This is a genomic window from Agathobaculum sp. (genome assembly GCF_022775115.1).
Taxonomy (GTDB): domain Bacteria; phylum Bacillota; class Clostridia; order Oscillospirales; family Butyricicoccaceae; genus Agathobaculum.
The window spans coordinates 1-11,436 of sequence record NZ_JALFLA010000055.1 but is presented as its reverse complement, the minus strand read 5'-3'; the positions used below and the strand labels follow the sequence as shown (position 1 = coordinate 11,436).

Annotated in this window: 16 protein-coding genes and 1 pseudogene; 11 read left to right on the top strand and 6 right to left on the bottom strand. The window is 53.1% G+C overall.

The window, feature by feature from the left end:
- The 4 genes from MR935_RS06890 to MR935_RS06875 form a co-directional block, all read right to left on the bottom strand.
- A partial coding sequence (locus MR935_RS06890) for a replicative DNA helicase (protein ID WP_290572218.1) occupies window positions 1–891 on the bottom strand: 891 nt, incomplete at its 3' end.
- Entirely contained in the window at window positions 885–1,613 is a 729-nt protein-coding gene (locus MR935_RS06885; protein WP_290572216.1) for a helix-turn-helix domain-containing protein, read from the bottom strand. The genes MR935_RS06885 and MR935_RS06890, both read right to left, overlap by 7 nt.
- Before the next feature lie 417 nt (window positions 1,614–2,030).
- Window positions 2,031–2,498: a helix-turn-helix domain-containing protein gene (locus MR935_RS06880; protein ID WP_290572214.1), complete on the bottom strand. Its 468-nt coding sequence runs from the start codon at window positions 2,496–2,498 to the stop codon at window positions 2,031–2,033.
- A 352-nt stretch (window positions 2,499–2,850) separates the two neighbouring features.
- Complete coding sequence (locus MR935_RS06875) at window positions 2,851–3,027, bottom strand: hypothetical protein (RefSeq protein ID WP_290572212.1); 177 nt, start codon at window positions 3,025–3,027, stop codon at window positions 2,851–2,853.
- 80 nt (window positions 3,028–3,107) lie between these two features.
- On the opposite strand from MR935_RS06875, the gene MR935_RS06870 reads away from it, so the two are divergent.
- Window positions 3,108–3,458 (top strand): hypothetical protein, encoded by a 351-nt coding sequence (locus tag MR935_RS06870; RefSeq protein ID WP_290572210.1) that lies wholly within the window; start codon window positions 3,108–3,110, stop codon window positions 3,456–3,458.
- Between the two features lie 85 nt (window positions 3,459–3,543).
- Here the strand turns inward: MR935_RS06870 and MR935_RS06865 are convergent, their stop codons facing one another.
- Window positions 3,544–3,750 carry a helix-turn-helix transcriptional regulator gene (locus tag MR935_RS06865; protein ID WP_290572209.1) on the bottom strand — a complete coding sequence of 69 codons (207 nt, stop codon included), beginning with the start codon at window positions 3,748–3,750 and terminating at the stop codon, window positions 3,544–3,546.
- Window positions 3,751–3,892: 142 nt separating this feature from the next.
- Between MR935_RS06865 and MR935_RS06860 the strand changes: the two genes are divergently transcribed.
- The 10 genes from MR935_RS06860 to MR935_RS06815 all read left to right on the top strand — a co-directional run bounded on the left by MR935_RS06860 (window position 3,893) and on the right by MR935_RS06815 (window position 11,109).
- The gene (locus MR935_RS06860) at window positions 3,893–4,231 is read left to right on the top strand and encodes a helix-turn-helix transcriptional regulator (protein WP_290572208.1); all 339 of its coding nucleotides are present in this window, start codon (window positions 3,893–3,895) and stop codon (window positions 4,229–4,231) included.
- A 206-nt stretch (window positions 4,232–4,437) separates the two neighbouring features.
- Window positions 4,438–4,923: an Ltp family lipoprotein gene (locus MR935_RS06855; RefSeq protein WP_290572207.1), complete on the top strand. Its 486-nt coding sequence runs from the start codon at window positions 4,438–4,440 to the stop codon at window positions 4,921–4,923.
- Window positions 4,924–4,968: 45 nt separating this feature from the next.
- Window positions 4,969–6,405, top strand: a complete 1,437-nt coding sequence (locus tag MR935_RS06850; RefSeq protein ID WP_290572205.1) for a GIY-YIG nuclease family protein — start codon at window positions 4,969–4,971, stop codon at window positions 6,403–6,405.
- A 158-nt stretch (window positions 6,406–6,563) separates the two neighbouring features.
- Entirely contained in the window at window positions 6,564–7,967 is a 1,404-nt protein-coding gene (locus MR935_RS06845; RefSeq protein WP_290572204.1) for a recombinase family protein, read from the top strand.
- Between the two features lie 393 nt (window positions 7,968–8,360).
- A complete protein-coding gene (locus MR935_RS06840; protein WP_290572203.1) occupies window positions 8,361–8,867 on the top strand; it encodes a hypothetical protein in 507 nt (168 codons plus the stop codon).
- 16 nt (window positions 8,868–8,883) lie between these two features.
- Complete coding sequence (locus MR935_RS06835; protein WP_290572201.1) at window positions 8,884–9,081, top strand: hypothetical protein; 198 nt, start codon at window positions 8,884–8,886, stop codon at window positions 9,079–9,081.
- A 20-nt stretch (window positions 9,082–9,101) separates the two neighbouring features.
- Complete coding sequence (locus MR935_RS06830) at window positions 9,102–9,242, top strand: hypothetical protein (protein WP_290572199.1); 141 nt, start codon at window positions 9,102–9,104, stop codon at window positions 9,240–9,242.
- On the top strand, window positions 9,239–10,231 hold the full coding sequence (locus tag MR935_RS06825) for a hypothetical protein (protein WP_290572197.1): 993 nt from the start codon (window positions 9,239–9,241) through the stop codon (window positions 10,229–10,231). Before MR935_RS06830 ends, MR935_RS06825 begins: the two co-directional genes overlap by 4 nt.
- A 40-nt stretch (window positions 10,232–10,271) precedes the next feature.
- Window positions 10,272–10,607 (top strand): hypothetical protein, encoded by a 336-nt coding sequence (locus MR935_RS06820; protein WP_290572195.1) that lies wholly within the window; start codon window positions 10,272–10,274, stop codon window positions 10,605–10,607.
- Complete coding sequence (locus tag MR935_RS06815) at window positions 10,600–11,109, top strand: helix-turn-helix domain-containing protein (protein WP_290572193.1); 510 nt, start codon at window positions 10,600–10,602, stop codon at window positions 11,107–11,109. The genes MR935_RS06820 and MR935_RS06815 overlap by 8 nt, the downstream gene beginning before the upstream one ends.
- Window positions 11,110–11,204: 95 nt before the next feature.
- Here MR935_RS06815 and MR935_RS06810 read toward each other — a convergent pair.
- Window positions 11,205–11,436: pseudogene (locus tag MR935_RS06810) on the bottom strand (hypothetical protein); the annotation flags it as partial.

Genomic DNA, 11,436 nt, shown 5'->3' with positions numbered 1-11,436 from the left:
GTTGCGACCGGCCGCGCGAATGAGCTGCAAATAGTCGACGAACACGACCCGGTGCTGCCGCGCCAGCGCAGTCGCCAGAATATCCTGTACGCCCCAGCCGGACGCGGGAATCAGCTCCAGCTGGCTTTCTAAGACTTCCTTTTTCCACTTGGCTGCACGTTCCCACTCCTCGGGCGTCATCTCGCGGCGGTTAATATGGCCGAAGTCGATGATACAGCGGCTCGCAACCAATCGGTTGGTCAGCTTGGCGGTACTGGTCTCAAGACTGTAAAAGCCGACCTTGTCCTGCCGACCCATGTGCGCCGCCATCTGCAAGGCAAGCGCAGTCTTGCCCGCGGACGGACGTCCGGCAACGATCACGAAATCGCCGTAGTCTGTATACAGCCTCCGGTCGAGCTTATCAAAGCCCCAGCTGAGAAAGCGGCGTTTTTCGCCCTGCTCGTTGAAAAACTGCATCAGTGCCTGCTGCATGGTCACGACCTGTGTGCGGTTCTTTTCGCTCAAAATCTCGCCTGCCTGTCCGAGCAGATCGCGCGCCTTATCGCTTGTGCGCACCTCGGCAAGCTCGGCGGCGAGCGTCCGCAGTCGGGTGACGCGCGTCTGTTCCTGCATAGCGGATATGTAGGTGCGCCAGCCGAACGAAGTCGGTGTGACATCCATGCACTGCATCAGCAGGTCGTTATACTCCGCGCCACACACCCCGCGGATGGTGACCGCGTCCACCGGCCGCCCGGCACCAAACAGCTTGACCGCGGCATTGTACACCGTGCGCAGCTCGGGAACGGTGAAGTCCTCCGGCCGCGTGCGGTACAGCAATTCGCCCGCGATCGACGGGTCAACCAGCAGGCAGCCGATCACGCTGTACTCTGCGTCGAGTGTCGCTTTTACCAATGCTCATACCTCCGTTCCTCTTTGGTCGGCTTGGACGGTTTGGGCGGCGTGGCGCTGCCCTCCGGCTCGTCCTCCCAGCGGCGGGCGTTGAGCCATGTCGCGGGGTTGGGTACATAACGAGCACCGTCCTTCGTCCACTGCTCGGACTGCGTTTGCCACCGTAAGGCTGCCAGCATTTTGTCCAGCAGCGCACGGTCTGGCTTTAGCCGTTCAAACGCCCGTCGCGCCGGTTGCTTTGCAACATGCTTCGGATAAGCCGCCCAGAATTCATCGAACAGCACGTCGTCCCCTTTGGGGACTATAGGGGTATTATTCTTACTTGTATTATTCTTCCTATTATATTGGTAGAAGTTTTCTTCCATAGGGTCAGGAAGTTTTTCTCTATACCTATGGAAATTTTCTTCTATAGGGGTCTGCACCTTTTCCGCAGCGGCACGGGCGTTTGCCTGCACCCAGATTTTGCGTGCTACGACCGCGTTGCTTGCGTCCCGCTCGACCTCGATGCAGATATAACCCGCGTCTGCGAGCGCACCCACGGTCGCGCTGATCGTGCGCTTGGATTTGCCGAACTGCGTGGCGAAATAGTCGTTGGTCGCGTCGCAGTAGCCATTCTTATTGCACAGCGCGGTGATATCGCTGTACAGCAGCTTTGCAAAGTCAGACAGACCTGTGTCATAGCGCACATCTGCTGTCAGGATCGAAAAATAGCTCGGACTTGGCATAATGCGCCGCCTCCCTTCTTGTCCGGCACGCTCACCGCCGTCCCCTCCGTTCCATCGGCTGGGTGAGCCTGTCCACCAGCATGCCAAGGGCGAGGTAGACGCAGCCTACCCCGAGCATGGCAAGGATGGCGTAGATCATACCGCCACCTCCCCTGACAATTGCTCTCGCAGTTCTCGTTCCGCCCGCTCAATCGAGCTGCGCAAATGCGTGGCATATCCATCCCACAGCAATAGCTGCGCAGCCAAATCAAAGGATGTCCCATTTCCGTAGCTAACGCCACAACGCGCGGCTCTAGATCCTCCGGGATCTCAAATTTCACCTCTACGAGTTTCATGTTTTCCCTTTCTCCTGGCGCGGCCCTCTTGACAGCGCCGGGCTTTTCCGGTATCCTTTAAGTAGTCTAATTTGATTTGCGCTCAGTCGCGGTTGCCGCCGCACTGGGCGCTTTCCTTTTGCGCTGCACAATCTAATTCGAGATATGTCGCCATGATCTCCCGCAGTTCTGCCATGATTGCATCATGCAGCGGGCGTTCCTCAGACGTGATAACGCCATCCTCGTTGATCTCAAGTAACTGATCCAGTCGACCCGTTTTGGCAAACTTGCCAATCAACCGCACCAGGCGCATCGTTGCCTGCTCCAGCGGTTTAGATTGCACCTCTGGCAGCATGCCGCCCAGATCGCCCGCTGCGATATGCTGGTAGCACAAATACGGTACATCGTAAAGCTGTATCATGCGCAAAACCGTGCTGTCCGGCGGCCGTCGGCGATCCTGCTCATACGCGCCGAGACTCTCAACCGAAATGTCCAGTCGCTCAGCTGCGGTTTCCTGCGTCAAACCTTTCAGCTCGCGCGCAGTTTGGTAGATATTCTGGTAGTGCCGCATCGTGGTATTTTCCTCCTTTTTCTGTTATACTGCTCATGTATCTGGGATTCGGGCCTTACTCGTTCGCCTCCCTACCAGCCACGCGTTGTTCCTGTAACATCATATTCCGCAGGAGCTGTATAACCGCTTCCGGCAGTTTGTGGTTATCTAAGTAGTGCGACAGATCCTTGCACTCTGTGCCGTCGGCCATAATATGCCTGACTGTTACACCCTCCATAAGTACCACCGCCTTTCTAAACTATGGTATGCGCTGCCTGCTTGTCTGTTAGCTTGCTTTGGGTTGTTGTTTGTCCTGCACCGCGTACTGCCCCCAAATCTCTCTGCTGCGGGCATTCATCCAGCTTGGTATGCATTAGCTCACCTCCTTTCGGTCGTCCGTATCGGCAGTTCTTTGCCTCATCTCCATTTCTTCAACAATGCGCGCCAGCCGGGGAAGATCAACTTCACCGAACGCCCATGTCTGCGTATGTTGGGCATTTTCCAAATCAGTCACGCGCTTTTCCAGTTTTCTGATTCTGCTGAAAAACATTACTCTTTCACCTCCCTTGGCCTTTGTTGCTCCTCTTATTCCGACATGCTATACTAAGAGATAAAAGGAGTGATTTTTCGATGTTAAGCAAAGCATCCCGCAGAACATTAATACAATTCCGCCGCCATAAGCCTAACTACATTTTTCCCGATGATCTGCAAGGCGAGCTTCCCCGCATTGATATTCGATCCCAAATAGACTACCTCTGCCCGGATTATCTGGAGCGCACGCTGCAATACAACGAGCGTAAGGGCGAGGTCACCGGCGCTTATCGCATCAGTCTGCGTGGCGAAGCCGCGCTGGAAGCCTACTGTATTGAGGAGATTAAATATAATATCACAACAGGTATTGCACTCGTTGCACTAATCAGATCTTTCCTGCCAGAATTGTCCGCAGTAGCGGCATGGCTATTGAAGCAATTAGTGCAATAATTGACAGCACCAACGGGAAATATGGGTGGTCATACGGCGCATCTTCGATGATTTCCGCCAGTTTGCTTATCAGTTTTCGCATTTTTCACCCCACCTCCTTTCGCGGTTCGTCCGCGTACAGCTCGTCGATCGTGCAGTCGAGGATGTTGGCAATATTCGGAAGCATCTCGGCACGCGGATAGTTATGGGCAGATTCCCACATCGCCACAGTCGCTCGTGACACGCCAAGTGCGTCCGCAAACTGCGCCTGTGTCATGCCAATCTGCTCACGTTTAGTTTTAATACTCAGCACACTCTCACCACCTATGTCATATTTGTTGACATCATAATAGCACCTCCCGCTTATAATGTCAATACTATTGACATATTTTTTTTAAACCGATTTGCAATGTCAATTAGATTGACTTATAATATAATAGACAGGCGGTGATTTTATGAATTTGCGGGAAATTCGCAAGGCAAGTGGTTATACACAGGCGAAATTAGCTAAAGCACTTGGAGTATCGCGAACGACCGTGACAATGTGGGAAAATGGGGGCAGCCAACCAGACCATGAAACCCTACTTAATATGTCTAGCCTGTTCAATGTATCCGTAGATGCCTTATTAGGCGCAAAAAATCCGCCCACATCCGAAGATATGAGCGGATTAACGCCAAAGCAAATGAAAATCATTGAAATGATGGAACAGATGACACCGGAGCAGCAGGACGAGATGGTTCGTCAAGCGGAATACCAATTATGGCAGCGGCAACATCAAACAGGCGGTCAGTAAGCTGGTCGTCTGCGTTGCGCAGGATATCTGTGATGCGTTGTTGCTGTGATGTCATGCTATCCCCTCCAATTAATCGAACGCATGTTTGTGTATTTGATAATACACCACATTTCGACTAATTGCAAGGGGAAAATCTATATCTTGTAAATACTACACAAAACTATGGTGTTCAACTTGGACACCGAGAATAAAAGGGGAATACATATATGCAAATCAAGCGTTTCCTGGTGGCGGCACTATGCGGCTCCTTGCTCTTTGGGCTTGTTGGGTGTGGCGCTGGCTCTCAGCCGCCCGCAGACCAGCCACAAAATACCGAAACGGTGCAGACGGATACGCAGCCGCCAGAGGATATCGGGGCGGGTGAATCGTTAGAAACCACACCCGCAGAGCCTACGCAAACGCTGACGATGGGGCAGAAAAATGCGCTTGCCGCAGCGGATGATTACTTGTCTATCATGTCGTTCTCTCGTAGCGGCCTGATTGAGCAGCTCGAGTACGAAGGCTACACCACAGATGAGGCCACTTATGCCGCCGACAACTGCAATGCAGATTGGAACGAGCAGGCCGCCAAATCCGCGCAGAACTATCTGGATATGACATCATTTTCACGCCAAGGGCTTATTGAGCAGTTGATGTTTGAGGGATTCACACAGGAGCAGGCCGAATACGGCGCGAGCAAAGTAGGCTACTGATAATTGCATTCAATTTGAACACAAATTTGCAAAGGAAGTGTCATCATGTTCGATACCATCCGCGAATTGTTTGCCGCCAAAAAAGCGCTTGCGCAGAAACAGGCTGAATTACAGGCGATTGATGAACAGATTACTACCCAAACGGACAAACTGCGCGCCCTTGATTTTGACTGCAAGAGTAAAGAGGATATCATTGCACACCGAGATGAAACCCTCGAAGAGATCAAAAAACAAACCAAAGATGAGCAGGAAAAAATCATTGCGGATTACGAGCAAGCTGCTACTACGGCAAAGGCCGCTGCCGATGAAGCGCAGGATAAGCTAAGCGCACTTGATAAAAAGGTGAAGACGCAAACGATCAAGCTTGCGTCTATCAAAGCGCTGCATAAGGCTATCAAATCCTCTATCGACCGATATGACCTTAACAACATTGCCGGTGAACTTTCGCTGACCGAGAAGCAGTTAGACCAAATCGACGCTATTTTGCCGAACACAAAGCTTCCGCTGCGGTCTGATGATATCAAAGATTTGCGCGCACAAAACAAAGAAAATGAAAAGCGCATTGATGAAACTCTGGCCAGATACGAGAAGCGCTATACGACCAAGGCCAATCGTGCGATTTATCAATTGATGGTGCTTGCCCTGCGCGCGGAACTGCAAAATATCCTGCACTCCATCAAGTTCTCTCAGCTTGACCAGTGCTTGTCCAATCTGAACACAATGACTGCTAAATTCCTGAAAATTGCATCAGACGGCAATCAGGCGATTGCGCCTACACTTAATAATTTTATTTCGGAAATCCACGATTTATTTGAAATCTCCATTCGCACCGAATACGAGTATTTTATCCGCAGAGAAAAGGAGCGCGCTGAGCAACAGGCGCTGCGTGAGCAGATGCGTCAGGAAGCCGAGGAGCGGAAAATCCTTGAGCAGCAGCAAAAGCAGGTAGAAAAAGAGGAAAGCAAGTACATAACTGAGATTGAAAATGTTCAGTCCCAGTTAGCTGCGCTGCCGGCCGATGATGAAAAAACCAAGGCGCTGGAAGCTAAGATACTTGAATTACAAGCGCAGTTGGCCGATGTAGAGCACAAAAAGGAAGAAATCATCGCCAGACAGAACGGAAAGGCCGGATATGTGTATGTTATCAGCAATCTCGGCTCATTTGGCGCGGAAACCTTTAAGATTGGAATGACCCGTCGGCTCGATCCGATGGATCGCGTAAAAGAACTGGGTGATGCATCTGTGCCCTTTGCATTTGATGTGCATAGTTTTATCTTCTCGGATGATGCAGTTGGCTTGGAAAGCGCATTGCATCGACGCTTGGATAGTAAGCGTAAAAATAAGATCAATCTGCGCAAGGAGTTCTTTGAGGTCTCTCTTGATGAGCTGGAACAATTAGTGCAGGAAATCAATCCCGCCGCTGAATTTAATCGAACGATGATTGCCACGGAATATCGGCAGTCTCAAAATATGGTTAGTTGACCGCACATTACCCCAAGGAGGTGCACCTATGACCAACGAAGAAAAACCCGCCCCGGTGTTGGTGCACCGAAGCGAGATTAAGGGCAGAAAACTCTCGACGGGATTCTGCCCTTTCATTATAGCATATGCCTTTAAGTGTTGTAAACGGGGGGTACATTATGACGGATAAAAAGAAAATGATGGTGTGCGGCTATGTTCGCGTGTCGACCGAAAACCAGCTGGAAAATTACAGTATCGACGAGCAAGTACAGCGCATACAGAGCTACTGCCAAGCAAAGGATTGGGTGTTGCTTAAAATTTACACAGATGGTGGCTTCTCGGGCGGCAACACAGATCGTCCCGCGCTGCAGCAGATGCTGACTGCTGTGAGGGAGCAGCGCGTGGATGCCGTTGTGGTTTACAAGCTCGACCGCCTGAGCCGCAGCCAGAAAGACACGCTGACACTGATTGAAGATGATCTGCTGGCGAACCACACAGATTTTGTGTCGATAAACGAAAACTTTGATACGTCATCGCCCTTTGGCCGCGCGATGATCGGCATTCTGTCCGTGTTCGCACAGCTTGAAAAAGACCAGATCACCGAGCGCTTCACCATGGGGCGCATCGGCCGCAGCAAAGCCGGGTACTACCACGGCGGCGGCATTATCCCGCTCGGCTATCAGTATAAGGATGGCTTGCTCATCGTTGATCCGTATCAGTCCATTATGGTGCGGGAGATATTTCAGAACTTCCTTGCGGGTAAGAGCATCAACGCGATATGGCATGATATGGCCGCGCGATACCCCGGCAAATGGAGCGCCGCGAAAATACAATGCATCCTAAAAAACAACATCTATATCGGTAAGGTGAAGTTTGCCGGTATCGCATATGACGGCATCCACGAGCCGCTTATCTCGGAAAGGGATTTCCGCACGGCAAACGAATTGCTTTCCTCCTCCTCGCGAAAGAATGCCCTCAATGCTGCGCAAAAAACACCGTTTCGCGCAGATACACTGCTGTCCGGGCTGGTGCGCTGCGGGCGCTGTGGCGCGCGGTATGCCGGTGCACACGGCTACTATAAATGCTACTCCCGCTCCAAAACCTCCAAAAAGCAGATTATGGACCCCCATTGCAAAAATGACAATTGGGAGATCAACGCGCTCAACCAAATTGCGGTAAACGCCATTATGCAGCTGGTCGAGCATCCTGACGCAATCGCTGATATTCTGCACCCGACCGAAGAACACAGTGCACTGGATACTGCGGCGATACAGCGGCGAATCAAAGAAATTGACACGCAAATAGAAAAGCTGATCGACCTGTATCAAGTCAGCGCTATTCCGATGGAGACGTTGACCGGGCGCGTCAACGAGCTAAACACCGAGCGAAAAACGCTGTCCGGCCAAATGCGTATTGAGCAAACGCGGCAGAACAACCCGGAAGAGAGATTCCGCGATGCCCTTTCCCAGTTTGCCGCCGAATTCGAAAAAGCACCACTTGTGACAAGGCGCTTGCTGGTCAGCTCGTTGATAAATCGCATCATTTTAGACGGAAAGGCCGTAGAAATCGTGTGGAGAGTGTAGTGCAGAATTATAAATCCCATACACATAGTTTATATAATTCTGTATTGATCTGTGCAAGACGTGTATGGTGTAGCGATATTGTTATTATAACACAGCGCCTTGTGCATTTAATCGCACATTTTAGTATCATATCCTAACAAAAAACACCCCTCGCAGGTCAGCCCTGCAAGGGGTGTTACCGTTACTTTACCTGCTGATCGCCACGGCCGCGCGGTACGCCACGACCGCCGCCTGCAATGCCTGCTATTGTACAATTTGTATAGATTTACCTCTAATATTTATTAGTATTTACTTAATATATTTTGAGATTATTGCTTGACTAACTAATAATTATTAGTTATAATATAATCACAAGGTAAGGCAACACCAAACCCCACCAAGGAGGACAACATCATGGCTATCGCTCTTGCAACCTGCACCTGCCGTCATTGCGGCAAGGAGTTTGTAATTCGCACCAATCGCCGCAACACCCACGAGGCCGCCGAATTCGAGGCTTGGGCGGCGCGCAACATTGACATCTGCGATGACTGCGCCAACGCCGATCTGGCCGCCCGCAACGCTGACGCTGGGTTGCCCGCGCTGACCGGATCGCCCAAGCAGATTGCGTGGGCAGAGAGCATCCGCGCCGACCGGCTGGATAAGGTGCGTCAGAGTTTAGACAAGGCGATGGACAGCGTTGTGCGCGTGCTTGCCGGCTATGACGGCGCATCCATTATCGCCGACCACAAAGCGCTGTACGCCGAGGTCACCGCCCACATCGCCGCCAAGGCCGATGCCCGCTGGTGGATCGACCACCGCCAGACCGACGGCTGCAATCTGTTTCGCGAGGCTGTCCGCGAAATGGGTCTTGTAGACAAGGCGCAGGCTCTCGCCGACGCTACCGCCGCCGTACAATCGTAATAAGGAGGACAACATCATGACTTACATCTGTGTTATCAGCAGCGGATCGACCTACGCCGAGTACGAGGTCAGCACCCGCAGCGCCTACAAAGCCGCCCTCCAGTTCGGGCGCGGCGAGCACGGCGAACAGGTCAGCATCTACAAGGGCGACAAGCTGATTTCCCGCGCCGCGTGGGACTGCGAGCAACGCCATTACTACCGCTGCTGCATCTGACCACCAAGGAGGACAAGCCCATGGTCTACATCGTAACCGCAACATACGTCTGCCGCCACTGCGGCAAGGCCCTTCCAGCTCACGCCATCGCCCGCGGCGGCGTGAGCGATACGGCCGGGCATCAGGACCGTGCGGCGCGCCGAGAGGAGTGTGCCGCATGAGAGACAGAGACACGCCCCTGCCCCTCGTTCGGCTCTGGCGCAAGATGGTGCCGGACTGTTATGAGCAAATTGACCGCTGCCGCGCAGCCAAGGATGACGGCGAGATGCACTGGCCGGACTACTGTATCCTGCCGATCAATGCCGCCTATACCTATCTGCGATACAGCTTAGGGTGGACAGACGCCGAGGCCGCCGCAGATTGCGCAGAGCTTACTGCCTGTTGGCTCTGGCGGCAGGCAAAGGTCATTTACCGCTTTGATCCCGCTCTGGCAGAGACGCTGGCGGGGCAGGTTGAGGATGTGCGGGATACCGATACGCTGCCCACCGACCTGCTCATGCACCTGCCTTACCCCTGTATCTATACCAAGGCTCCCGGTCTCCTTGAGAGCACAGATGGATTTTGGGCATGGATTGACTATGATATCAACCGCAACGCGCCTGAGCTGCGCATACAGTGGGTGCTTGATGGATATGAGCGCAGTGTCCCGCAGGTGCTGCACCTTCTGCCGGGTCGCTCGCTTAGGGATTGTTATTTGGATACGCTGCGCGTCACGCAGGAGCACATGCAAACGCCGGTTGACGTCACCGACCCGATATCCAATATGCGCAGCATCCTCTCGGCCATCCAACTGCTGCTCTACCTCGTCTCTGAGGGCGCAGACATGGAGGATGAGGACACTGGTTTGCGCGTAGTGCGCCACCCGCCAAAGGACAGCAAGCCGGTCGATAAGGCGAGTACGATCGCCGTCAAGCATGTCGGTGTGCGCATCGGCGCGGCATTACGCCGCACGGCTGCGACAGCCCCGCACTGCGGAGGGAATACAGGCACAGGCGGCACGGTGCGCCCGCATATGCGGCGCGGGCACTGGCATCATTATTGGACAGGATCCAAAGCCGACCGCCGGCTTGTCCTCAAATGGACTGCCCCAACCATGGTGCACCCCGAGCAGGGCAGCGATGATAATATCGTTGTCTATCCGGTTAAATAAGCACAAATCAAACAGGCCGCAAGGCCGGAAAGGACAAAACATGAGAATCATTGATGACAAGAGGTATATGCAAGCTGACATCGACGCTGCCGTCCGCATCGACGGCGGCGGCTGGAACACCGAGGACGACCGGAATAATTATTATGAGGCCGAGCTGCTCTACAATCCCGCTTGCGGACTTGTGATACTCAAAACCTCGGGGAGCTGGCCAAGCTGGTCACGTACGGAGTATTTCAGCTCGCCGGATGCCTTTGCGGACTACTGTGTCAGCTGCGACCGCAATTGGGCAAATCTGCTGGGCGACATCGACGAAAGCAACGCGACAGCAATGGCTTTTGTCGACGCAATCCTCGGAGAGGATGCTGCGCATGACTAAACGTGAGGCTTATGTCCGGGGTTGGGTGTATGGACGCATCATTGCGGTTGCCCCCAACCTTGAGGGCAATCTGGTTTCTGCGGCGATGCGGCCTTGCATCTCGACAGCGGAGATCATAACCAAGGCGCACAAATCCGGTATCGTTACCAGAGAGCTTGACCAGGATATCGGTCAAGCTCTCTGCGAGATACCCGCGCCGCTGTCCAACGAGGATGACATCGACGCTTATGCTGTCATCCCGATTGACCAGCAAGGCAGTTGGCAGCTCGGATACTACGCTGGGCTGGCCGGCAAGCCGCTGTCGCCAGACACATTTGATGTAGCAGCGGCGCGCAAGGCCAAGGGACTTACGCAAGCGCAGCTTGCTAAGATGGTCGGCGTCGAGCAATCTATGGTATCCCACTGGGAAACGGGGCGTTTAGCCCCATCCAAAGAAAAATTGAAAAAACTCCGAGAGATATTTTCGGGTGAGAAAGAAACGAAAGACGCAGAGGGCAATTAAGTTTCTGTGCATTGTTTCATTTCTATCTTAATGCTTATGCGAAACAAAAAACGCTGACCCATTATAACGAGTCAGCGTTTTGTCATTTATATGCCTCAGGTCGCCGCCGCCAGTTTGGTCAGCAGCGCGTCGCCGTACTGATACCGCAGCAGATAGGCTATCGTCTGCTCCTCCAGCCCGCATACGGTCTGCAGCTTGTCTACCGCGTCCAGCACCTCATCGCTCGCGGCGGGCACGTCCGTGCGCGTCTGCGGCGCAAATACGCCGGGCATGCCCGTCTTTGCATCATAGCTGATGCCGTACCCGGCCTGTGTAAAATCGCGCAGA

Coding starts and splice junctions, on each gene's coding strand:
- MR935_RS06835 (WP_290572201.1), top strand. CDS start 8,884: ATGACTTACATCTGTGTTATCAGCAGCGGATCGACCTACGCCGAGTAC.
- MR935_RS06880 (WP_290572214.1), bottom strand. CDS start 2,498: ATGCGGCACTACCAGAATATCTACCAAACTGCGCGCGAGCTGAAAGGT.
- MR935_RS06855 (WP_290572207.1), top strand. CDS start 4,438: ATGCAAATCAAGCGTTTCCTGGTGGCGGCACTATGCGGCTCCTTGCTC.
- MR935_RS06825 (WP_290572197.1), top strand. CDS start 9,239: ATGAGAGACAGAGACACGCCCCTGCCCCTCGTTCGGCTCTGGCGCAAG.
- MR935_RS06840 (WP_290572203.1), top strand. CDS start 8,361: ATGGCTATCGCTCTTGCAACCTGCACCTGCCGTCATTGCGGCAAGGAG.
- MR935_RS06870 (WP_290572210.1), top strand. CDS start 3,108: ATGTTAAGCAAAGCATCCCGCAGAACATTAATACAATTCCGCCGCCAT.
- MR935_RS06850 (WP_290572205.1), top strand. CDS start 4,969: ATGTTCGATACCATCCGCGAATTGTTTGCCGCCAAAAAAGCGCTTGCG.
- MR935_RS06885 (WP_290572216.1), bottom strand. CDS start 1,613: ATGCCAAGTCCGAGCTATTTTTCGATCCTGACAGCAGATGTGCGCTAT.
- MR935_RS06875 (WP_290572212.1), bottom strand. CDS start 3,027: ATGTTTTTCAGCAGAATCAGAAAACTGGAAAAGCGCGTGACTGATTTG.
- MR935_RS06845 (WP_290572204.1), top strand. CDS start 6,564: ATGACGGATAAAAAGAAAATGATGGTGTGCGGCTATGTTCGCGTGTCG.
- MR935_RS06815 (WP_290572193.1), top strand. CDS start 10,600: ATGACTAAACGTGAGGCTTATGTCCGGGGTTGGGTGTATGGACGCATC.
- MR935_RS06860 (WP_290572208.1), top strand. CDS start 3,893: ATGAATTTGCGGGAAATTCGCAAGGCAAGTGGTTATACACAGGCGAAA.
- MR935_RS06820 (WP_290572195.1), top strand. CDS start 10,272: ATGAGAATCATTGATGACAAGAGGTATATGCAAGCTGACATCGACGCT.
- MR935_RS06830 (WP_290572199.1), top strand. CDS start 9,102: ATGGTCTACATCGTAACCGCAACATACGTCTGCCGCCACTGCGGCAAG.